Genomic DNA, 22,319 nt, shown 5'->3' with positions numbered 1-22,319 from the left:
CGATGGGGGCGCGAGCCTCATTCTCGACACAAGCCGCCGCCAGAAGCAGCCGATCGTGAGATATCGTCGTCCGCTCCAGCCAAGCTTCATGTCGCACCTCCCCCGCCTGCTCGGTGTCCTCGCCCTCGTCGCACTCGCGTCTGGCTCCCGCGCGGCGCCGTCGCCGTTCGATCTCGTCGGTCCGCGGCTCGACGTCGCGGTGACGCGCAACGGGACGACGCTGCCGATCGATTGGGTGCCGAACCTGGCGGAGGGCGACCTGATCTCGATCCAGCTCGACCAGCCCCCCTCGGGCGACGAACGCTTCCGGATGGTCGCCACCTTCCTGCGCGGCGCGGTGGCGCGGCCGCCCAATGGCTGGTTCCACGACACCGTCAGCGGCACCAGGAAGGGTGGCAAGCTGTCGCTCGTCGTGCCGAAAGGTGCGCAGCAGCTCGCGTTGTTCGTCCTGCCCGAGAAGGGAGGCGGCGCCAATGCAATCGCCAGCGCGGTCCGCAAGCAGCCTGGCGCGTTCGTGCGCGCGGTCCAGGAACTCAACCAGGCATCGCTCGATCGCGCCCGGCTCGACACCTATCTCGACACGCTGCTGAAGGTCGAGCGCGACGATCCCGGCAGCGTCGGCGGCGCCTCGCAGGTGCTCACCCGCAGCCTCGCGATCAAGCTGAAGGCGGAATGCCTGCAACAGCCCGCCGAGTTGCAGGCGGCCTGCCTGACCGGCGACCGCGAGACGCTGCTGTTCGCGGATACCCACAGTTCGGCGCTGGCGGACACCCTCACTGGCACGCCGACCGATCTCGCCTTCCAGCTGAGCGCGACGCCACAGGCGGGCTATGGTTCGTACAGCTCGTATATTGGCGTGGTGCGGGACCTGTTCCGCCTGTTCGGCGCGTTCCAGTCCACTCAGCTGCAATTCGTCCCCGCCCTCGCGAAGCTCGGCGACGGGCGCGTGACGCTGCTGCTCAACACCCCGCTGTCGTTCGGCAAACCGGCGTCGGTAATGGTGATCGGCCTGCCAGCGATCGAAGCGCCCAAGCCGCCGCCGCTTCGTCGCCCCGACGATGCGCAGACGCGCTGCGGGATGGCCGGCGCGGTGCTGCCGGTGGAGGGGGCGCCGCTCGTCTATGCGACCCGCTATGCGCACAACGTCGTGGTGCGGGCGGTGCGCACCGACGGAACGACGCTCGATCTGCCCGCGCATGCCGATCCGCGCCGTGGCGGCTATGTACTCGATCGTGGCTTGCCCACCGACGGCGTCGGCCCGCTGGTCGAGGCACGGCTGCACGGCGACTGGGGCTTCAGCTCCTTTGCCGGCCCGCATTTCGACCTGTCGAACCCGCAGCTCAACAAGTGGCAAGCGGCATCCAACGAGTCGTTGGTCATCGGGCGTACCAATTCGCTGACGCTCGCCGGCGCTGGTGAAGGCTGCATCGCCAGGATCGAGATGCAGGCCGGTGGCGCCGCGCCGCGGACGCTGGACTGGAAACCGGCCGGCCCCGGCCGGATCGCGGTCGACGTGCCGCTCGAGAAGGCAGCGCCCGGGCCGGTCACCCTGACGATCACCAGCGCCGCGCAGGCCGTCCCGGCGAGCGTGACGCTGCCGGCATTGCAGGAACTCGGACGCGTCGACGGCCTCCTGGTCGCTTCGGGCGACGAGGAAGCCGTCCTGATCGGCTCCCGCCTCGATCAGGTGCGCGCGGTGACGCTCGGCGACGTCGCGCTGCGGCCCGCCGACCTGACCCGCGCAGACGGCACCGATCGTCTGCGCCTGCTCGCCGCCGATCCCGCCGCGCTGGCGTCGCTGACCGCGGGCAGCCGGCTGGTCGCCGACGTCGGCTTCACCGGCAACCGACACAAGACGGTCACCGCCACGGTGGCGCAGCGCCCGGCGACGCCCACGCTGCTCCATCGCAGCGTCGCGTCCCCGGTGCGACCAGGCGCGATCGGGATCGAGCTGCGCCCGGACGACGTCTTCGCGCAGGACGCCCGCGTCACCTTCGCCTTCCGGCTCGACCCGTCGGCGCCGCTCGACGGCAGGGAGACCGTCGAGGTCGCCACCACCGATGGCACCGCGTCCGCGTCGCTAACGAGCGGCAAGGGCTACGACCTGCAGGACGCCACGACCGGCATCGCGACCCTCGTGCCCGGCGAACTCCTGGGATCGCTAGCGCGCGGCCCGCTGCGCTTCCGCATCGTGAAGGACGGCGTCGCATCGCGTTGGGCGGCCGTCGGCAGTGCGGTCCGCTTGCCGGCGATCCGTGCGGCGGTGTGCGCGACCGCCGACCGCTGCACGATTACCGGCGACCGCCTCTTTCTAATCCGCGCGGTCGCAACCGACGAACGCTTCGCCACGGCGCAGCCGATCGCCGACGGCTTCACCGCCACCACGATCGACCTGCCCCGACCGCCCGCAGCACCCGCGCGCCTCTACCTGCGCATGCGCGACGCGCCGGACGCGGTCGGCATCATCGCCACCGGGACGTTGCCGGACTGATCTCGCCCGATTGCGTCCCGCCGACGACGAGGACGGTCACTCGGCCAGGGTCGGCAGCAGCGCGTCCAGCTGGTCGAGTTGCGTCGGCAATCCGGCCGCAGACCCGTTCATCGCCTCGTCGAGCTCTTCCTTGGACGGATAGATCTCGTGGAACGTCAGCAGCGTCTTGCCGCCCTGATCCTCGAAGGTCACCGTAGTGACGGCGCCTTTGCCCCCTTCTTCGTTCGTCCAGACGATGCGCTGATCGGGTACGACCTCGAGATACTTGCCGTAGAAGGCCATCGTCTCGGTCCCGCCGGTGCCGAATTCTAGCCGGTACGTGCCGCCGGTGCGAATGTCCATGTCGCAGGCGACGAGCGCGATGCCCGCGCCCTCCGGCACCCACCAGCGGCGGAACAGTGCAGCCTCCGCCCAGGCGCGGAAGACGATCCGCGGCGGCGCGTCGAAGGTCCGCGTGACGACGAGCTCGCGGTCGGACTTGCGCATGACGGCCGTGCGGCCCTGCGCGACGGGGTGATCACCGGCTTGCTGCTCCATCTTCTTCCTCCTGCTTGATCTCGAGAATGATCCGGTCGAGCGCGTCGAACCGCGCCGCAAAGAGCGCGCGATGCGCTTCGATCCACTGTGCTTCGGCTTCCAGATCGCGTGCGCCGAGCCGGCAGGTCCGTACCCGCCCCGCCTTCGCGGTCACGACGAGACCGGCGCGCTCCAGCACCGCGACATGCTTCTTCATGCCGGTCAGCGTCATCTGGAACGTGTCGGCGAGACTGGTGATCGACGCGTCCGCGCGACCGAGCTGCTCCAACACCCCGCGCCGAGTCGCGTCCGACAAGGCCGCGAACGAGAGGTCGAGTGAAGGCGATAACTGAACCATATGGTTCAGTGTTACGACACCAGCGCCCTCGTCGCAATAGCCCTCGCTTGGTCGCGATCGAGTGGGTCGTGTCGGGGACCGCTAGAGCACATGGTGATGGTACGAGATCACCAAATCGCTCCCCTCGAGGGGAGGGGTTGGGGCGGAGCCTGTCCTCGAACGCTAGCGCCCGTGCATAGGCCCTACCCGCGACCCCTCCCCTGAATGGGCGGGTGAATCGGTACGGAGATAAACTGCTCTATGGTCGCGTCTTCAGCAGAACTGGTCCCGCGTCGACAGCCCCTTTTGGCCGGCGCCGCCGCAGCGCCGCGCCGATCAGCGCCATGCCCAGGATCAGCGTCATCCAGGTCGCCGGCTCCGGCACCGCCAGCGGCGAATAGGTGCCGCGATAATTCACCGGCCCCTGCCCGTCCGGAAGAGCGGGGAACGGATCGCTGGCGAGGTTGAAGGCGAAGGGAACTTCGAACGCGTCGTATTCGCGGTTGATCAGTTCGACCGGATCGCCGATCGCGTCGGCGCCGGTGCCGCGCGCGAAGGTGCGCACGCTGCCGTTGTTGCGCGGATCGCCGAACACCACCTGCACGCCACCGCACGCAAGAATGTCGCTGCACTCGTCGAACGACGTCGCGAAATAGGTCGCCTTATATACGACCTCGATCGTGGCACCGGCAGCGAGCGAGCCCAGCCCTAGGTTCAGCGGGGTGGTGTCCCAATCCAGCACGTTGCCGCGCCCGTCCGGCAGCACATACTTGCGTTGCCCGGTAAACGGCGAGGGCGTGTTGCCGGGACCCGAAACCGACACGTTGCCCGCGTTGCCGGAGACCTGGTAGAGTGTGGTGATCTCGTCGGAATCGCTCGGCCGCTGGGTCACCGAGAAGTCGAAGCCGCCGCGCGCGCCGGCCGTGCCGTTGACCTGCGCCAGGTGACCGGGCGTGATCAGCGAATCGAATCGGAGATCGACCGCCGTGTCGCCGTCGTTGGTGACCGTGAAAGTGATCACCGTTGACGACGCCGTGCTGCACCCGCCGACACAATAGTCATTGTGAAGAAAGAAGAATGATCCCTTGCCGGCTTGGCCGACATAGTCGATCCCGAGGTCCGACTCGGGTGTCGGGGCGCGCTGTTCCAGGAACACCGTCTGCTTTTCGCCGCCCTCGAACTTGTCGACGCTGCCGCCGCCCACGAAATTATAGCCGAAGGTGTTGGTGACGCTAACCGTCTCGACCAGCGCGGCATTTGCGGGCGCGGCGGCGAACAACAGTGCGGCAGCGGCGACGCCGCCCAGAGCAAAAGTCTTCATGTCTGATCCCCCAAGAATCTTGACAGCTTACTAACTAATTTCTGGCTGCCGGAAAATGGAGAAAATAGCGAAGACTCACGTTGCCGTGATGGCGGCGCAAGACTGTTGGACAGGCCGCACTGCTGCGTCGCCGGGATCGATGCGACGCTGCAACGCCAGCGCGGCGCGACACGCCTCGGCCGCCGGCGCCGCCCGCTTCCCCGATGCCAGAACCCGCGCACGGAGCAGCAGCAACTCGACCTGATCCGGGTCCTTCTGACCATAGGCTTCGTCGTAGATCGACTTCGTCGCGGCGATCCGGCGCAGCGCGGCGTCGGTTTGGCCCTTCCCCGCTTCGGCTTCCGCGGCATAGAATTGCGCGTCGCCGACCGCAGGCGCGTTCTTGCCGTAGAGCCGGCCATAGACCGCGACGGCGCGATCGAACGCCGCCAGCGCCCCGTCGAAATCCTTGTTCGCGGTGCGGATCCGCCCGGTCATGATCAACGCGGCGGCGACGCGCGGGTGATCGGGTTCGAGCACGTGATCGTAGATCCGCAGCACCTGGACCATGCGCCGCTCGGCGCGCGCGATGCGTCCGCTCTCGAAATCGGCGAATGCCTGGTTCTGGATCGCCTTCGCGGTGAGCACATGGTCGATCCCGAATTTGGATGCGAAGACCGCAGCGGACCGCGAGAACAACGGGTCGGCCTCGGCGTAGCGGTGCAGGCTGACCAGCGAGATCGCCTGATTCATCCACGCATTGCCGAGCGCCTCGCGCTGATCGCCCGGCAGCGCGGCCCGGCGCCGCGCGGCTTCGGCGAAATCGCTGGCCGACCTGGCATAGTCGCCGCTCGACACGTTCGCCTGCCCGCGGGCCTCTGCCAGATCGGCCGCCAGCGCGGGTTCATAATGCGCGCCGCGCTTGATCGCGCGGGTTGCCGCCTCGATCGACCGCCGGCTCGCCGCGGTATCGCCGCGATCGGAGGCCAGCCGCGCCATCCGCAACTCGGTCAACGCGCGCTGTTCGCCCATCTGCGGCAACCGGGCCAGCGCCGCGCGATAATCGCGCTCCGCCGCCCGCGGCAGGCCGAGATTGGCGTAGATCTCGCCGGTCGCGCGCAACAGCCGCGCTCCGACCGCAGGCTCGTCGCCGAGGTCGGTCCGGGCGCTGCGGCTGGCACGCGTCAGCACCGTCAGCGCGGTGATCGTCCGAGGATTCTCGGTCGCCGGATTGGCGATGTTGAAGGTGCCGATCAGGAAATCGAGGCTGCGGTCGGCGAGCCGGCGCTGCTGCTCGGCGACGCGGCGTTGCCCTTCCGCATAGATGGCGAGCCCGACGGTGAAGACCGCCACCGCGACCGCGACGGTGGTGATCCAGATCAGCCGGCGTTGCCGCCGCGCGGCGTCGCGTCGCGCCAGCGCGTCGAGCGGCACGCCCGCGACCCCGGCGATGAGCTTGAGCAGCGCCAGCCGCCGACCGTCCTTGCCGGGCCGCAGGTCCGCCGCGATCGGCTCGGCGGCGACATCGCTGAGCTGACCGTCCTCCCCCAGCCGGAAACGCAATGCCGGGGGGAAGCATTCGTCATCGCCGTCGCCGGGCTCCCCCGCGACGATCAGCGCCAGCACGCGGTTTTCGCCGTGCAGCCGCTTGAAGCTCAGTATCTCCTCGTTGACCCAGCGCGATCGCGCCGCGGCCGGGCTGCACACCACGATCAGCGATTCCGCCGCACCCAGCGCATTGCGCAGCTCGCCGCCGAGATCGCCGCTCGCGGGTAGCTCGTCGCGATCGCGGAAGATCGGCGGCAGCCGGCGCGGCAACGGGCCGAACGCGGTCTCGGTGCCGACCAGCGCGCGCGGCATCCGGTAGGTCTCGAGCCGGTTGTGCAGCCACGCCACGTGCGCCGCATCCGCATGGCTGTAGCTGATGAAGGCGGCGTATCGGTTCATGAAGCCCTGGCGAGATCGTGCGATGCGGCGACGTGGCACGCGTCGCGCGAACAGCCAACCCGATCTTCGCCGCGCGCGAAACCCCCAAATGATCGCGACGGCGCGCGAAAACCCGCGGTAATCGACGCGCCCAATCGCAAAGCCGGCGCGTTGCAAGACGATACCGATAAGGACCTACGCCTTGCCGCGCTTCTTCTTCCACCTGCACGACTGCGGAAATTTCACTCCCGACGAAGAGGGTCGCGAGCTCGCCGACATGGACGCCGCGGTCGCGGTCGCCCTGCACGAGGCACGCGAACTGCTCGCCGCCGAGATCGCCGAGGGCAAGCTATGCCTCGGCTGCCGAATCGAGGTGGTCGAGGAACATAGCGATCGCGCGATGATCGTGCCCTTCAGCTCGACGGTGCAGATCGAAAGCGCAGTGGTCGAGAAGCCGCCCGCGGTTTGAGCGTCGGCGCTCGGCGTCGCGCGGTTCAGGGCAGCTTGCCGTCCTTGAACTCGATCCTGACCGCGACGAACGGCGCCGTCCCACGGTTCCTGACGGCATGCAGCGCCTCCGGCTCGCCCTTCACGGTCTCGGACTTCGGGAAGGCCGGGGCGTCGACCCGCCCGGTCTCGACCGGCTTGGCGTCGACCAGTTTGTACATGATGTAGGTGATCGGCTGGGGCTGTTCGAAATACATCACGCTCGGCCAGCGGTGATCGTGGACGGGCTCGGTCGCACCCGGCGCCACCTCGACCCGCAGCACCCGGATCTTGTCGTCTTCCAGCAGGATGCGGTGGCTGCCCGGCGCCGCCGCGACCGCATCGAAGCTCGCAGGCGCCGCCTGGATCGCCAGCAGAAGCATATAGATCATCGCGTCCCCCGTTCCCGACCGACGCTGTCACCGATCCACCACCGCCGCAAGCACCCGCGCGTCGGCTAGCTCGCTGGCCGGCGCCGCCGCGCGTACATCGCCGCACCGACGGCGGGCGAATGAATCGGCGCGACCCAGGTGAAGAGCTCCGCCTCCTCGGCTGCCGCGATCAGCGCGTTCCGCACCCGCTGTTCACCCGCCAGCACGCCACCCGATCCGGACAGCCGCGCCACCTCGTCGGCTGCATAGCCGAGCCGATCACGAAGGGCGTGCGCCATCGCCAACAGCTCCGCGGCGGCGTCGTCGAGGATCGCCGCCGCGGCGCGATCGCCGGCGGCGGCGGCCTCGGACACGATCGGCGCCAGCCCTGCGATCTGGTCGCGCGTATAGGCGTCCTCGCCCATGATCCGTGCGCAGAGGTCGAGATCCTGGTCGAGGCTTAGCGCCGCCGCCAGCCGCCCGTGGAGCGGCCCGGCCGGCAGGCGCCCGTCGCTCATCCTGCTGAACGCGTTCAACCCACGGATCGCGATCCAGTATGCCGAGCCCTCGTCGCTGAATATCTCGCCCCAGCCGCCCGATCGGGCGCCGATGCCGGCGCGTTCGCCATAGGCGATCGATCCGGTGCCCGCGACCAGGTTGATCCCGTCCTCGCAGCCGAGCGACCCGGCCCATCCGCAGACCATGTCGTTGCCGCAGGAGTAGCGATCGTGGCCCAGGATCTCGCCGCAGGCGGCGGCGAGCTGTACGTCGACCGGTGCGTCCTCGCCATAGGCGGGCAGGCCGAAGAAGACTTGGGTCAGCCCGGCAGGGCCGACCCCAAGCTTGCCGCACACCGCGCCGACGCCGTCGGCCAGCCGCGCCCGCGCACCCTCGAGCCCGGCCTGCGGGTGGTAGGTCGTTCCCGTGAACGCCTGCGCCAGCACGTGCCCGTCCCCGTCGATGCAGACGAACTCGGTCTTGGTGCCGCCGCCGTCGACGCCCAGGAACAGGTCGGTCATGCGTTCGGCGCGTGGATGCGAACGCCTTGCACGACCCGGTTGACCATGCCGCTGGCGTTCGGCCGATCCGGCGTCAGCCCCAGCGCGAGCGAGACCTTCAGCCCGAACAGCTGCGCGGGAACGACATACGGAAACAGCAGGTCGACATCGTCGGCGCCGTCCATCCCCTGCATGACAATAGACCGGCCATCGACCGGGCGTGCCGCGATCGCGAGCACCGCGCCGGCCCGCCCGTCGGCGCGCAGCTCCTCGACGATGTCGAGGTCGTAGCGCCGCGTCAGCCGATCGTTCGATACGAACACCACCACCAGCGTCTCCGCGGTGACGATCGTCTTGGGACCGTGGCGAAAGCCCATCGGCGTGTCGAACGCGGTGACGATGGCGCCGTCGCTCAATTCCATGAGCTTGAGCGCCGCCTCGCGCGACAGGCCCTTGAACACGCCGCTGCCGAGATAGACCACGCGCTCGAACCCGCGCCCCGCGAGCAGGCCGACATCCGCTTCGGCCCGCGCGAGCATGTCCGCGACGCCCGCCGAGATCCGCTCGGCACGCGGCGCCATCGCCGCGATCCCGGTGAAGATCGCGAGCGCCGCATAGGTCATCGCGGTGAAGCTCGACGTCATCGCGAAGCCGCGGTCGTGGGTCTCCTCCGGCAGCACCACTACGCAGCTATTGTCGCCCTGCGCACCCGCCAGGTCACCCTCGGGATTGCAGGTGATGATGAGGTGATGGACCGTCGCGACCCGCGCATCGGCGAGCTCGACCGCGGCCTTGCTTTCGGGGCTGCTGCCCGACCGCCCGAACGACACCAGCAGCGTCGGCTCGTCGGCGCGCAGCATCAGGTCCGGCGCGCTGACGATGTCGGTGGTCGAGATCGCCTCGACGCCGCGCCCCAACGTCTTGGACAGCCACGGCGCCAGGCTCTCGCCGATGAACGCCGAGGTGCCCGCTCCGGTCAGGACGACGCGCAGCGCGGATTGCGCCAGCAACGGCGCCAGGAACGCCTCGATCCGCGCCCGGTCCGCCTCCAGCCCGCGCTGGGTTTCCAGCAGGCTCGCAGGTTGTTGAAGAATCTCGCGATAGGTCCACGATCCGTCGACCGGCGCCGCTGTGGATTGGGCAAGCATTGACTCAGTCATGTGGATGACAGGCTCCATGATAGGCATCGAGAGTGGCGCCGACATGCGCGACGATCAGGTCGATCGGGTCCAGCGTCGCGCGTCCGTCGCGCACCGCCGCATACGCGATCGGGAGATACTGGCTGACCAGCGGCAGCGACGGCGGCGTCGCGCGCAGATTGGCGAACAGCCGTTCCTGCGCCGCGACGATCTCGGCATCCGGCCAATAATAACGGATGCGGTCGCTCAGGCTGTATTGCAGCTGGCGTTCCAGATCGTCGCCGGCGGCATGGTAGTAACGCTGCCAGTTCGCCGGCTCCGCCTGCATGCGGCCGAGCGTGACGGCGCGAAGGTTCGCCCTCTCCGCGGCGTCGATCAGCTCCGCCTCGATCGCATCGAGCGCCCACAACGCCTCGCGCAGCGCGAAGGTCACCCCCGGCCCCACTTTTAGGATCGCGAAATGATCGCGAACCAGCGCGGCGAGTGCGGGCGCGGTCTGATAGTCGGTCGAATGCGCCTCGTAGACGATCCGCTCGTCGCCTTCGATCGCGCGGCTCAGCGCGACCGCCTTGTCGGGACGGTAATCTAGCACCTTCTCGTGATCGAACTCGACTCCCGGCTGGACGACGGTGGCGATCACCCGCTCCCACGCCGCAGCCAGGCCCTTGTCGGCGAACAACCGTCGATGCAGCGCGACGGTCGCCAGCGCATCCTCGGGTGTCGTCAGCGCGAGCTCGTGCAGGTCCTCCGCCGCTCCGCCCGGCACCGGCACCTCGGTGCCGATCACATAGACCGGCGCATCGTCGGGGCTGCCGTCATGCGCCCGCTCGGCAGCGGCGCACAGCGTTGCGGCACGGTCGGCGATGGTTCGTTCGGGCAATGGCACCGGATCGTCCGCGCAGCTCATCGAACAATCGAGATGGATCTTGCGGAACCCGGCGCCGACATAGTCGGCGACCATCACCTCCGCCTTGGCCATCGCCTCGGCGGCAGGCAGGCGCGTCCAGGCATTGGGACCAAGATGGTCGCCGCCGAGCACGATCCGATCGGCCGCGAAGCCGGCGCGTTCCGCGATGCCGTGGACGAAGTCGCGAAACTCGGAAGGCACCATGCCGGTATAGCCGCCATCCTGGTTGACCTGGTTCGACGTCGCCTCGATCAGCACGATCGGCGTGGCGCGACGATCGGCATGGCGCAGCGTCGCCTCGATCACCAGCGGGTGCGCGGAGCAGACCGAGGTGATGCCGATCGCTTCCCCCGCCTTGTGCCTGGCAACGACGTCTCGAATGGTTTGCACGTGAGGTTCCTTGTGTCCGCACTTCACTAACAGCTTGCAGTGACAACGACAACATAAAGAATGAAAACGAAACTACGCCGGTTGCGTAACTGCCGTCTTGTCGGCGCTGTCCGGCTCGATCGCGAGCAGCAGCGACGCGAGCAGCGCAAGCCCGATACCGACCGTCTTCAGCGGTCCGGGAACGACGCCGAGCACGACCAGCGAGATGATCGAGGTCGCGAGCGGTGCCCCCGCATTGGTTAGCGGAGCGACGATGATCGCCTTGCCATATCGAAACGCGAACACCAGCGTCAGCGCGCCGATCGCGTTCAGCACCTGGATCCCGGCCGCCAGCCACGGACCACTCGGCCCCCAGTTGATCGGCTTGGCGAAGTCGGTCATCGCATAGGCCACCGGCATCAGCAGCAGCGCGGTCACCGCCATGTAGGAAAAAATGCTTTCCGCCGACATGACGTTGTTCGCCGACTTCATGAAATAGGCCTGTACGCCCCAGCACAGCATCACGAGCAGCGCGGGGATCAGCCATGCCACGCCCTGCCCCGACGAACTCGCCCCGGGCGCGAAGTCGAAGGTCGGCAGCGCCGCCAGCGCCAGCAGGATGCCGAGCGCCCCCAGCTTGCCGGTGCGTTCGCGCATGAACAGGAACGACAGCGCGATCGTCACCACCGGCGACAGCGAGATGATCGGGAAGATCAGATAGGCCGGCCCGCGCGCGACCGCGTAGAAGAGCAGCATCTGCCCGGCCGCTCCGAGCAACCCGACCGCCGCGCCATGCGCGATCGCGGTAGGGCTGACGTCGAGCTTCCAGCCGACCTGCGCCAATACCACCAGCATCGGCGGGATCATCGTCAGCGCCCAGACGCAATAGACCAGCGTTTCCGGAAACCCATATTGCGGCGACAACCCGGAGAACGCGCCCCAGATGCCCCAGAGCACGACCGTGGTGATCGCGTTGAGCAGCCATGCCCGCCCGATCGGTGACGTCGCGGTCACGCCGCCGCCCCGGCGTCGACCGGCGTCGCCTCGACGAGCAGGAACCGGTCGAACTTGGCCGGGATGGTGCTGCGCGCCTGGCTCGCCATGCCGAGCGAGGTGCCGGTGAAGGCGTTCTTCAGCGCGTAGCGGCCCTTCCCCAGCCCGCGCAGCGTGACGTCGCCGCTCCAGCTGTCGGCATAGAAGGCGTAATGGATCTTCCCGCCCTTCGCTACGGCATGCGCCTCCGGCTTGTCGAAGCCGATATCGTAGAGGCCGCCGAGATACTCGCCCTCCGCCAGCATGTTCTGGCGATAGAGCGCGATCCACTTGCGCCACAGCACCTCCTTGTCGGCGGTCAGGACGAAGCCGCCGGCCGGTAGCTTCTCGCTCGGGTTCGCGGAGTCGCGCGGCCAGGTGAACTTGGTCGAAGGGATGCCGCCGATGCCGTAGGTCGAGGCGAAATCGTCGCTGCGGTCGCTGAGTTCGACATGATCGCCGGCGAAAGGCGCCGCGGGACCCATCAGCGCCTTGAAGGTCTTGCCCTTCAGCCGCACCTGCCACGACGAGGTCGGGTCCGATGCCGGGGTGTGGTTCATCGCCGGGATGTTGTGGAACGCGAAGCTGTCGCCGCAGGGGCAGATCTCGACGATCGCCTCCGGGTTGGCGGCGATCGCCTCGTCGTACAGCGCCTTCCAGAAATCCTGCAGCTTCTCGAACGACTCCTCCGGTCGGGCATGCCGATGCGCGGGATTGTAGCAGGGGGCGACGCCGTTCAAATGCTGGCCGTCGAGCTTCAGCCCCTCATACCCCCATTCGCCGATGATCTGCCGCACCTGCTTGCGGAACAGGTCGATCGTCGGTTGGTAGGCCGGGCACATGGTGAAGCTGTTCCACCAGGACACGTTCTGCGCGGCGCCCTGGCGATCGAGCAGCAGCATGTCGGCATGGTCGCGCAGCAGATCGGTGCCGGGATCGACCGCGAGCGGCGCCAGCCACAGCCGCGGCTTCATCCCTGCGGCTTTGACGCGATCAGCGAACGCCTTCATGTCGGCGTCGCCGCGCGGGAATTTCTTGCGGTCGACCTTCCAGTCGCCTTCCGACGTCTGCCACCCGTCGTCGAGCACCGCCCATTCGAGGCCCACCTCTTTCGCCTTCGGCAGCGCGGCGTAGATCTCTTCGGTCGTGAAGTTGCGCTCATAGCCCCAGGCGCACCAGATCGGCGCATAGCTGGACGCCGGGATCCGAGGGGCGGCCAACCCGCGCTCCGCCATCAGCCGCCGGTACGCGTCCAGGGGCGCGAAGTGATCGCCTTCGTGCGTCATGATCAGCGTGGTCGGCAGATCCAGCGTCGCGCCGGGCTGGATCAGCGTTGCCTCGTCGCCCGACATGCCGATCCGCGTGCCGCCGGGTTGCGCCGCCACCGGCAACGACACCAGCCGTGGCACCGGCTCGACATGGCCGACCGCGAGCCCGACGTCGCGCCGCCATACCGACGCGACCGGCGTCCCGCCGCCATAGTCGGATCCGTTCATGCCCATGAAGTTGCGCTGTTCGAAGCCCGGCGCGACCTTCTGCACCCAATCGCGTCGATCGGGGTAGGACGCGCCCGCGAAGCTCCAGGCGCCGTCGCGATGGGCGAGCAGGTCGTGGGTCGCGGTGCGCCAGCCAGCGACGCCGATCGGACGATCGCCGACATTGCGGTAGCTGACATCGAGCAGCGCCAGCCCCGGGTAGCGATCGAGAAAGCTGATCGACAGTCGCTTTTCCAGAAGCCCGTCCGATGTTCCGCGCAGGTCGTGGCGCCGCCCCGATCCGTGCTGTCCCGATAGCGGCCGATCGGTGACGTCGATCAGGACGAACCGGTCCAAGGTGCTGCCATCGGTGAGCCGCACCGCTTCGCTGACGTCCATGCCGGTCATCGCCAGCTTGCCGCGCGAAATCCGCGTCCGCATGCCGGTGTCGACCTCAATGCCGATCGTGCCGTCGGTCAAACGCGCGCCGGACCGGGTCGCCGCCCAGACCCGCGACGGGGTCAGTCCGGCACCCGCGACAGTCGCTGCGCCGGCCATCAGTCGCGCGATCGCCTGGCGTCGCGAAAGGGGCTGAAGCGTCATCCGGAGATCTCCTGTGAATCTTTCCAGTGACGCGTGCGCCCTGGTCGGAAAAAACTTGAACCAAGCTGCGAGCGGATGCAAACCAAAACGCAACGTTATAGCGCGTTTTGTTTCGATGTTTGGAGAAGACACGATGGCCGGGTTTGCGACTGCTCTGACGACGCCCCTTGTCCTGATGCTGCTGACCAGCGCGGCGATGCCCGGCCAGGCTCCCGCCCCGGCGCCGTCCTCGACCTACAGCGAGGCCGATTTCGCGCAGGTGAAGAAGTTCGACGCGCATGTTCATGCCAATCTCGACGATCCCGCTTTTCTCGCGGTGGCCAGGCGCGATGGCTTCGAGCTGCTGTCGATCAACGTCGACTATCCCGATTTCCCGCCGCTCGCGGACCAGGCACGCATCGCGGAGAAGATGCACAAGATCGATCCCGTCCGCTTCCACTACGCGACCACCTTCACGATGAAGGGCTTCGGCACTCCCGGCTGGGCGGAGCGCACCGACAAGGCGCTCGATGCCGCGTTCGCCAAGGGTGCGGTCGGCGTGAAGGTGTGGAAGAACATCGGCATGGTCGAACGCGATCCGGCCGGTAAGCGCGTCTTCCTCGACGATCCGCGCTTCGATCCGGTGATGGCGCACATCCAGTCGAAGGGCGTGCCGCTGATCGCGCATCAGGGCGAGCCGAAAAATTGCTGGCTGCCGCTCGATCAGATGACGACCGAGAACGACCGCAGCTACTTCAAGGCCCACCCCGAATACTACATGTATCTGCACCCAGAGGAGCCGCGCTACGAGTTCCTGATGGCGGCTCGCGACCGCTTCGTCGAACGCCACCCCAAGCTCGCCTTCGACGGCGCGCATATGGCCAGCCTCGAATGGAGCGTCGACGAACTAGCGCGCTTCTTCGATCGCCATCCGAATGCCGTCGTCGATATCGCGGCGCGGATCACGCAGGTGCAGAGCCAGTCGACCGCCGACCGCGACAAGGTCCGCGCCTTCTTCATCAAGTACCAGGATCGGCTGATGTACGGCACCGATCTGACGCAGAGCCCGCCAGATCCGAAAGCGCGCGCGCAGAACCCGCCGGTCACCGACGATTTCGGTGCGGAGGCCGACCGCGTTTGGCGCTCCGACTGGCGGTATCTGGCGACGCCGCTGGCGCAGCGGGTCGATGCGATCGGCGCCGACGCGGCGGGGCTAGCGCTGCCGAAGCAGGTGATCGACAAGCTCTACTACGCGAACGCCCGGCGCTTCTTCCACCTCGACGCCTGATCTCAGGCGAGGTGGATCCGGAAGCCGAGGCGCTCGCTCGCGGACTGCACCTCGTCGGTGACCGCCTCGTCGGTGACGAGGTGGTCGATTTCCTCGACATTGATGATGCGGTGCAGGCAGACCCGGCCGAACTTGGACCGATCGGTCACCGCGATGACGCTGCGCGCGGCCTGTACCATCTTGCGGTTCAGCATCGCCTCGGGTTCGAAATGGGTGGTGATGCCGCGTTCGATGTCGAGCCCGTCGACCCCGAGGAACAGCTTGTCGACATGCAGGTCGTCGAGCGACGCGACCGTCTGCGCGCCGTAAAAGGCCATGTTCTTCCGGCGCAGCGTGCCGCCGAGCATCACGACGTTGATCCGTTCCTTGCGCGACAGCGCGGCGCCGATTTCCAGGTCGTTGGTCAGGACGGTGATGTCCTCGTCGTCGCGCAGCGCCAGCGCGATCTGCAGCGTGGTGGTTCCGGAATCGAGCACGATCGACTCGCCCGGCATCACCATCGCCGCCGCCAGCGCGCCGATCCGCGCCTTTTCGTCGGTATGGATCGACCGTTTGGTTTCGACCGGCGCCTCCGCGACGACGTTGACCGCGTCCGCCGCGATCGCGCCGCCATAGGCCCGCTCGGCGACGCCGCGTTCCTGCAGATAGTGGAGGTCCTTGCGGATGGTCTGTACCGACACGCCGAACCGGCGCGCCAGCGGCGTGACCTGGACGCTGCCCCGTTCGCGTACCATCGCACTGATCTGCTGACGACGTTCACTGGTATCGCGGACTGCGGCCAAGATCGGCTCCCCTGTTTCGATCTGTTTATCAGCCGCCAATCATACCGGCAACTTGGGCGGCGATTTCGTTTCCGCGCTGTTCGCCCTATCCATGCTATTGGTCATGTGCTTGCGCAACATATCGCGCGGACACGAAGTGGCATATGGTGGGTCAAGGTATGATGATGGGGAAACCGGCCGAGATCGCGTCGATCGACGCACCCGACGTGACGACCTATCTGCGCGACATCGTGCCGCAGCATCGTCCCGTGGTGATGCGCGGCCTCGTCGCTCGCTGGCCGATCGTCGCCGCTGGTCGCGCCGGCCCCGCGGCGATAGCGACGTATCTGAAGGCGATCGACAGCGGCCAGCCGACGACGCTGTTCACCGCTGCCCCCGACATCGGCGGGCGGTTCTTCTATTCGAACGACCTGCGTGGGCTCAACTTCAAGTCGCATCCGATCGCGCTGAGCGACCTGCTCGACCGCCTGGTCGCGCTCGTCGGCACACCCGATCCACCGTCGCTCTACGCGGGCGCGACCCCCGCCGCGCAGAGTGCGACGGCGTTCGCCGCGGCCAATCCGCTGCCGCTGCCGACGCCCGGTGGCGAGCCGCGGATCTGGATCGGCAACGCGACGCAGACCGCGACCCATTACGACGGGTCGCACAATGTCGCCTGTGTCGTCGGCGGCGCCCGGCGCTTCATCCTCTTTCCGCCCGAACAGGTCGCGAACCTCTACATCGGCCCGGTCGATCGCACGCCAGCCGGCCAGCCGGTCAGCATGGTCGATCCGCTCGCCCCCGATCTCGCCCGCTACCCACGCTTCGCCGAGGCGTGGAAGCATGCGCAATATGCCGAGCTCGTGCCCGGCGACGCGCTCTTCATCCCCTCGCTGTGGTGGCACCACGTCCAGTCGACCGAGCCGCTCAACGTGATGGTCAACTACTGGTATCGCGACGGCCCGAACACGATGCCGTTCGCCGCGATGATGCATGGCGTCGCGTCGATCCGCGACCTGCCGCTAGCCGAACGCACCGCGTGGCGGGCGTGGTTCGATCATTACGTGTTCTCCGCCGATGCCGTCGCGGCGGTGGCGCACCTGCCCGATCATGCCCAGGGCGTGCTCGCCCCGCCCTCTCCCGGCCGCAACCAGATGATCAAGGCCTATCTGATGAAGATCCTCTCACGCCTGTGAGCGGGCGCCGCGGCGCGCGGATCGAGGCAGGAACGCAGGAACGCCTCGTGCGGCGGGAAGCTGCCGACCCGCGCATCGACCGCGTCCCTGATCCGCGTGGCGAGCGCCACCGCCTCGCTATGCGGGGTCATCCCCGCGAGTGCTGGATAGCGCGCCGGCCGCAATCCCTGGCCGAGCAGCACCGCATGCCAGCTCGCCTCCTTGAACAGATCGTCCGGGTGATCGACGACCAGCCCGTCATCCGCGAACAGGCGTAGACGCTCCACCAGCCGATCCGGCCGATCCTGGGTACGGCAATGCCGCCAGAACGGCGTGTCGTCGCGCTCCGTCACGGTATAATGCGCGACGATGAAATCGCGGACGAAGCCATATTCGTCCGCCATCGCCCGGTTGAACCTGTCCACTAAATTGGGGCTGATCGGATCGCTCGGGAAAAACGCCATCAGCTTCATGATCGCGGCCTGGACGAGATAGATCGCGGTCGACTCCAGCGGCTCGATGAACCCGCCCGCGAGCCCCATCGCGACGACGTTGTTCCGCCAGAACACGGTGCGATGCCCGGTCGTGAACCGCAGCAGCCGCGGTTCCGCGGTCGGCGGGCTCGGCAGGTTCGCGAGCAACTCCGCGCGCGCCGCCTCCTCGCTCTGAAAGGCAGAGGAAAAGACATAGCCGTTGCCGGTGCGGTGCTGCAGCGGAATGCGCCACTGCCAGCCCGACGACCGCGCACTCGCCCGGGTATAGGGCGGGATCGGGTTCAACGGCGCGCTCGGCACCGCCCAGGCGCGATCGCACGGCAGCCACTTACTCCAGTCGTCATAGCCGACCTTCAGCGTCTCCCCGATCAGCAGCGCGCGAAAGCCCGAACAGTCGATGAAGAGATCGCCCTCGATCGCGCGGCCATCCTCCAGCGTGACCGCCGCGACATCGCCGCTGGCGGCGTCCTGCCGGACATCGACGACCCGTCCCTCGATCCGTTCGACCCCATGCGCCTCGGCGAAGTCGCGCAGCAGCGCGGCGTAGAGCGTAGCGTCGAATTGATAGGCATGGTTGATCGCGGGGCCGTCCGCGGTGGTCGGCGGCATCAGCGTGAACCGCCCGCTCCGTGCGGCCATGGTTTCCAGGTTGAAGCGTCCATGATCGAGCAACCCGTTATCGGCGTTCAGCCGCAGCCAATGCCGCATGAAGCTGATCCCGGCATGATCGACGCCGTATTTGCCGAACGGGTGGAAGTAGGAGGCGCCGATCCGCTGCCAGTCGTCGAAGCGGATGCCGAGCTTGAACGTCGCCTGCGTGTGGCGGACGATGTCGAGCGGGCTCAGGCCGAGCACCCGGTGGAAGGTGTCGATGATCGGGATCGTCGCCTCGCCGACCCCGATCGTGCCGATCGCGTCGGATTCGACCAGCGTGATCCGCGCGCTTCGCCCGATCGTCTTGCCGAACGCGGCAGCGGCCATCCAGCCGGATGTGCCGCCGCCGACGATCACCAGTCTTCGTGCCGCCGGCTTACTCATCCATCTCACCCGTCCAGTGCGCGACGACCTGCGATCGTCACGCCCGGCACGTGCTTAGAGCTTGAACCGCACGCCCGCCAGGATTCGGCGATCGGTCTCGAAGATGCTGCCCGGCAGGAACAGCGATTTCTGGTTCGGATCCTCGTCGGTGGGCCCGCGCACCTGCGCCTCGGTGCGGATCTTCGTACCGAGCAGGTTGGATCCCTGGATGTTGAACTCGATCCGCCGCGTGAGCGCGAAGCGCACCGAGGAATCGAGGAAGCCTTCCGACGTATGCCAGACCGGAAAGCCCAGGCAGCAGTCGTTGACCGAATCCAGATACCGTGACCGCCAATTATACGCCACACGGACGCCGACCGGGCCCTTTTCGTACAGCAACACCGCGTTGAACGCGTCGTCGGACAATTGCTCGAGCTTGCCCGGGTTGATCCGCCCCGGCTGCGCCGACAACGCGGTGGCGGTGCCGCCGCCATCGGGGTTGGTCTCGACGACGAGATTGGTGTTCTTCACCCCCGAATTCCAGACATGGGTGTAATTCATCTGCACGCCCAGCCCGTCGAACGGCGCCGGCAGGAAGTTGAAGTAGCGCTGGTATGCCAGTTCCATGCCGTAGACCGACGCGCCGTCGCCGTTGACCGGCCCCACCGCAACGATCTCGCGGGTCACGCCATTGTTGGTGATCGGGACCGAGAAGGTGCCGTTCTGAATATAATCGAAGAATTTCTTGTAGAACACCGTGGCGCTGAAGCTGCCACCCTTGGCGGAATAATGCTCGATCGCGAGGTCGAACTGATTAGCCGAAATCGGCTTCAGCCGCGGGTTGGTGATCTGCGCCGAATAGTCGAAATTATAGCTCACCGGCCGGCCCTGCGCGTCGAGCACCAGCTTGGGATTGCCTTGCACGATGTCGGATTGCACCAGCGAATCGCGCTGGATGATCGTGAAGTTCTTCAACAGCCCGATATCGGGTTTCGATATCGCCCGCGATGCCGCGAACCGGACCAGCCAGCTGCGGTCGAGATCAAGCACGAGGTTGAAGCTCGGCAGGAAGTTGGTGTGCTTGGTGTTGACCGTGGAGGTGACGAAGTCCCCGCTGGAAAAGGCGATGTCGTCCGCCGATGCCTTGGCCAGGCAGGCCGGCGTGATCAGATAGGGATTCTGGGCGAGCGCCGCCGCCTGCGCCGCGGTCAACGGCAGGCAGTTGGTGGCGGAGGCGTCGAACGGCTGTGCGAAGGTGGTCGCGCCGCCGCTACGGATCTCGTTTTCGACCCAGCGCAGGCCGAAATTGCCGCGTACCCCGACCTTGTCGAACAGCCGCGCGTCGGGCCCGCCGAACTTCACCATCGCATAGGCGGATTTGGTGCGTTCGCGCACGTTCAGCATCTCGCCGGGGGTGAAGCAGCTGTCCTCCGCCTCCTGCGGACGATCACAGATCGCGTTCCACAACGAAGACGCGGTGCCGCCCTGGTCGGTCTGTCCCTGGACGCTGAAGCGCTTCTTCAGCTCCTCCTTGCTCGACGTCACCGCATCGGTCGGGAAGATGAACTGGTCATGGTCGATGATGTCGCCGGTCAGGATGTTCCGCCCGAACGACTTGGTCTCGTAGAATCCCGGCTCGTACCCCTGGAACAGGATCGTCCCGTCCGGATTGTAGGATGGTCCGCTGTCGACGAAATAGCTGGCGGCGGGATTGGCCGTCCAGTCGGCGGAGATCGCCTGCCAATTGTACGCCGACCAGTTATGCTGCTGCCGCCGATTGGCGTAGCGGCCACCGACGCGGATCTCATCGAGCCAGGTTGAGCCGATCTTGTACGATAGGTCGCCGCGGAACGCGTCGAGCTGCCCGTCGCTGTCGGTGATGTGGTCCATGATCGATTCGGGGCTGTAGTTCGCCGAATTCGACAGCGGATCCGATCCGAACGTGTTGTAGCCCGAAGGCGGCAACAGGCTCACCGACGGGTATTCGCCCTCGAGATCCAGGTCGATGTCGGCATAGGTGCGAAGGTTGAACGTGGTGTCGTCGGACCGCGAATGCGCGTTGACGTGCTGATAGTCGACCGTCGCCGACAGCCGGTCGGTCGGCTTCCACTTCAGGTTGAACGACATGTCCGCGACCCGGCGGCGCTCGCCGATATAGCGAGTCGTGGTATTGATCGGCACGCCGAGCCGGCAGGGCACCCCTCCATTGGCGGTGAAGTTGCAGGGCTGGATGTAGGGTTGGCCACTCGGCAGCACGCCGAAGATATTGGTGGATGTCGGGATGTACGCGCCGTTCGCGTCGACCGATCCATAACCCCCCTGACCCAGCGACGTGGTCACGGTGCCGCTCTGGAACCGACCGTCGGGCGCGAAGACGAAGGGTGCGCCGCCGCGCGGCGGGGCGATGAACGTCGGATCGGTGAAGATCTGGGTCTGCGGCGTGGTCTGCGGGACATAGGCCCAATAGCTGGTGAAGCTGTTTTCGTACGCGATGTTGTTGTATTGCGAGCGATTATACTGGGCGGTGAACAGCAATGTCTCGTCGGTACTCTGCCACTGGAATGCCGCCGACGCGCCCTTGCGCTCACGGTCGTAGCGCGACCGGGTCTCCAGGAAGCCATTGGGGATGTAGGTCGGCTCGGGTCCGTACACACCCGCCGCGAACGGCACGTAGCGGGTGACGAGCGCCCCTTGCGAGATCGTCTTGATCTGCGAGTACGCGCCGCTCGCCATCAGCCCGAACTCGCCGATATCGGTGCTGATCCGCGTGGAGACGAGGCCCGACACGTCGGGCGTGAACTTCTTGCTGAGCGTGCCGTAATTGGCCGTGCCGGTCAGCGAGAACAGCGTGCCCTGCTGGTCGAACGGCAGCCGCGTCCGCAGGTCGATCGTGCCGGCGATCCCGCCCTCGATCATGTCCGCCGACTGGTTCTTGTAGGTATCGACCGCGGCGAGCAGATCGGGCGAGATGTCGGCGAAGTTCAGGCCATAGCCCGCCGAGGCGGAGAAGGAGTCTCGGCCGTTGATCTCCGAACGCACCTGCGTCAGCCCGCGGATGATCACCGCGGACGGCTCGGCGGGATAATGGGTCGCATCGCCCTGGTTGGTGCGCGCAACCGTAACGCCGGGGACGCGCTGCAACGCCTCCGCGACCGACTTGTCCGGGAAGGCGCCGATATCGGTCGCGGTGATCGAATCGACGAAGGTGTCGGCATTGCGCTTGCGCTCCGCCGCTGCCTGCAGTGCCGCGCGGACGCCGACCACGACGATATCGTCGCCGTCGGTTTCGGTCGGGGCGACGCCGTCCTGGTCGGCGGGTGTCGCTGCGGCGCCGGCGGAAACCGCCTGCCCGACCGCGGGCGCTGCCCAGGTCAATGACGCCAACGCGGTGGAGGCGATAAGCCGAACCCTGATTGAAGCGCCCATGATACCCCTTTAGCTTTCGGTTTATATTTTCTGGCATCACTTTATCGTCGTTTTGTTGCTGCGCAAGCCACAACGAAACTTTATGTTGCCGATTGTCGGCCAGGGGACGATCATTGCGGCGGTCGTGCCGACAGCGCAGGGAGTGTCGGGCGGACGCGGACGCGACGACCGAACGATCAGAAGGGGAACGGATCGGTGATACATCTTCCACTGCCGGCGACATCGTTCG

General features: G+C 67.2%; 17 protein-coding genes. 4 read left to right on the top strand and 13 right to left on the bottom strand.

The features are described from left to right. The first annotated feature begins 88 nt into the window (after nt 1–88). On the top strand, nt 89–2,491 hold the full coding sequence (locus tag ACT009_RS17225; protein WP_445192274.1) for a hypothetical protein: 2,403 nt from the start codon (nt 89–91) through the stop codon (nt 2,489–2,491). Between the two features lie 36 nt (nt 2,492–2,527). Here ACT009_RS17225 and ACT009_RS17220 read toward each other — a convergent pair whose 3' ends face one another. The 4 genes from ACT009_RS17220 to ACT009_RS17205 form a co-directional block, all read right to left on the bottom strand. Beyond that, nucleotides 2,528–3,028, bottom strand: coding sequence for an SRPBCC family protein (locus tag ACT009_RS17220; protein WP_445192273.1), 501 nt, complete (start codon nt 3,026–3,028; stop codon nt 2,528–2,530). Continuing rightward, nucleotides 3,009–3,365: an ArsR/SmtB family transcription factor gene (locus tag ACT009_RS17215; RefSeq protein ID WP_445192272.1), complete on the bottom strand. Its 357-nt coding sequence runs from the start codon at nt 3,363–3,365 to the stop codon at nt 3,009–3,011. Before ACT009_RS17215 ends, ACT009_RS17220 begins: the two co-directional genes overlap by 20 nt. Before the next feature lie 238 nt (nt 3,366–3,603). Next, the gene (locus tag ACT009_RS17210; RefSeq protein WP_445192271.1) at nt 3,604–4,665 is read right to left on the bottom strand and encodes a PEPxxWA-CTERM sorting domain-containing protein; all 1,062 of its coding nucleotides are present in this window, start codon (nt 4,663–4,665) and stop codon (nt 3,604–3,606) included. Between the two features lie 75 nt (nt 4,666–4,740). Next, on the bottom strand, nt 4,741–6,591 hold the full coding sequence (locus tag ACT009_RS17205) for a toll/interleukin-1 receptor domain-containing protein (RefSeq protein ID WP_445192270.1): 1,851 nt from the start codon (nt 6,589–6,591) through the stop codon (nt 4,741–4,743). A gap of 181 nt (nt 6,592–6,772) precedes the next feature. Between ACT009_RS17205 and ACT009_RS17200 the strand changes: the two genes are divergently transcribed. Beyond that, complete coding sequence (locus tag ACT009_RS17200; RefSeq protein WP_445192269.1) at nt 6,773–7,039, top strand: DUF6894 family protein; 267 nt, start codon at nt 6,773–6,775, stop codon at nt 7,037–7,039. Between the two features lie 25 nt (nt 7,040–7,064). On the opposite strand, the gene ACT009_RS17195 is transcribed toward ACT009_RS17200, so the two are convergent. The 6 genes from ACT009_RS17195 to ACT009_RS17170 all read right to left on the bottom strand — a co-directional run bounded on the left by ACT009_RS17195 (nt 7,065) and on the right by ACT009_RS17170 (nt 13,950). Beyond that, nucleotides 7,065–7,448, bottom strand: coding sequence for a hypothetical protein (locus ACT009_RS17195; RefSeq protein WP_445192268.1), 384 nt, complete (start codon nt 7,446–7,448; stop codon nt 7,065–7,067). Between the two features lie 65 nt (nt 7,449–7,513). Continuing rightward, complete coding sequence (locus ACT009_RS17190) at nt 7,514–8,446, bottom strand: N-acetylglucosamine kinase (protein ID WP_445192267.1); 933 nt, start codon at nt 8,444–8,446, stop codon at nt 7,514–7,516. Beyond that, complete coding sequence (locus ACT009_RS17185) at nt 8,443–9,585, bottom strand: SIS domain-containing protein (RefSeq protein WP_445192266.1); 1,143 nt, start codon at nt 9,583–9,585, stop codon at nt 8,443–8,445. Before ACT009_RS17185 ends, ACT009_RS17190 begins: the two co-directional genes overlap by 4 nt. Continuing rightward, nucleotides 9,578–10,861, bottom strand: coding sequence for a D-tagatose-bisphosphate aldolase, class II, non-catalytic subunit (locus ACT009_RS17180; protein WP_445192265.1), 1,284 nt, complete (start codon nt 10,859–10,861; stop codon nt 9,578–9,580). The genes ACT009_RS17185 and ACT009_RS17180 overlap by 8 nt, the downstream gene beginning before the upstream one ends. A gap of 72 nt (nt 10,862–10,933) precedes the next feature. Beyond that, nucleotides 10,934–11,854, bottom strand: coding sequence for an EamA family transporter (locus ACT009_RS17175; protein ID WP_445192264.1), 921 nt, complete (start codon nt 11,852–11,854; stop codon nt 10,934–10,936). Then, a complete protein-coding gene (locus tag ACT009_RS17170) occupies nt 11,851–13,950 on the bottom strand; it encodes a glycoside hydrolase family 36 protein (protein WP_445192263.1) in 2,100 nt (699 codons plus the stop codon). The genes ACT009_RS17175 and ACT009_RS17170 overlap by 4 nt, the downstream gene beginning before the upstream one ends. 133 nt (nt 13,951–14,083) lie before the next feature. On the opposite strand from ACT009_RS17170, the gene ACT009_RS17165 reads away from it, so the two are divergent. Continuing rightward, the gene (locus ACT009_RS17165; RefSeq protein ID WP_445192262.1) at nt 14,084–15,217 is read left to right on the top strand and encodes an amidohydrolase family protein; all 1,134 of its coding nucleotides are present in this window, start codon (nt 14,084–14,086) and stop codon (nt 15,215–15,217) included. Nucleotides 15,218–15,219: 2 nt separating this feature from the next. Here the strand turns inward: ACT009_RS17165 and agaR are convergent, their stop codons facing one another. Beyond that, nucleotides 15,220–15,999: a transcriptional repressor AgaR gene (gene agaR, locus ACT009_RS17160; RefSeq protein ID WP_445192261.1), complete on the bottom strand. Its 780-nt coding sequence runs from the start codon at nt 15,997–15,999 to the stop codon at nt 15,220–15,222. Between the two features lie 158 nt (nt 16,000–16,157). On the opposite strand from agaR, the gene ACT009_RS17155 reads away from it, so the two are divergent. After that, nucleotides 16,158–17,174, top strand: coding sequence for a cupin-like domain-containing protein (locus ACT009_RS17155; protein WP_445192260.1), 1,017 nt, complete (start codon nt 16,158–16,160; stop codon nt 17,172–17,174). Here the strand turns inward: ACT009_RS17155 and ACT009_RS17150 are convergent. Both ACT009_RS17150 and ACT009_RS17145 read right to left on the bottom strand, forming a co-directional pair. Further along, entirely contained in the window at nt 17,144–18,685 is a 1,542-nt protein-coding gene (locus ACT009_RS17150; protein ID WP_445192259.1) for a tryptophan halogenase family protein, read from the bottom strand. The genes ACT009_RS17155 and ACT009_RS17150 overlap by 31 nt on opposite strands. A gap of 54 nt (nt 18,686–18,739) precedes the next feature. Further along, nucleotides 18,740–22,048 carry a TonB-dependent receptor gene (locus ACT009_RS17145; RefSeq protein WP_445192258.1) on the bottom strand — a complete coding sequence of 1,103 codons (3,309 nt, stop codon included), beginning with the start codon at nt 22,046–22,048 and terminating at the stop codon, nt 18,740–18,742. Between the last annotated feature and the right edge of the window lie 271 nt (nt 22,049–22,319).

Source organism: Sphingomonas sp. Tas61C01 (genome assembly GCF_052567495.1).
This window is presented reverse-complemented; position numbering and strand designations above follow the sequence as displayed.